The sequence below is a fragment of the Variovorax sp. WDL1 genome, from assembly GCF_001541225.1.
Classification (GTDB): Bacteria; Pseudomonadota; Gammaproteobacteria; order Burkholderiales; family Burkholderiaceae_C; genus Variovorax.
On the sequence record NZ_LMTS01000144.1, the window covers coordinates 1 to 401 of the forward strand.

The window sequence follows — 401 nt, forward strand, 5'->3', positions numbered from 1 at the left end:
TGAAGTCCGCCACCCACAGCTGGTTCGGCCTGTCAGCCTTGAAGTGCCGCTTCACCCGGTCGAGCGGGCATGCCGCCTTGGCGTCCGGTACTGTCGTGCGCACCTTCTTGCCACGACGCGCACCGCTGAGCCCGCATAGTCGCATCAGCCGCTCGACAGTGCATCGCGCCACGGCCGTGCCTTCGCGCCGCAGTTGCCGCCAGACCTTGTCGGCACCATAGACCTGCAGGTTCTGGGCGTACACGCGCTGCACCTGAGACAGCAAGATCGCATCACGCCGGGCTCGCGCGGACAGCAGCGCCGGGTTGCGCTGGCGCGCCGCGTAGCGCCGGTATGCCGACGGGGCGACCTGCAGCGCGCTGCAGATCGGCTCGACCCCGCAACGAGCGCGATGCTCGTCG

At 69.3% G+C, this 401-nt stretch carries 1 protein-coding gene and 1 other annotated feature; the gene reads right to left on the bottom strand.

Translation table 11 applies throughout. The annotated features are described in order from the left end of the window. Positions 1 to 401: IS3 family transposase (locus tag APY03_RS19305; protein ID WP_157103434.1), on the bottom strand; the 401-nt coding region annotated here is incomplete at both ends. Then, positions 341 to 401: a sequence feature (AL1L pseudoknot), on the bottom strand. This feature is flagged as partial in the annotation. Its footprint overlaps the gene before it by 61 nt.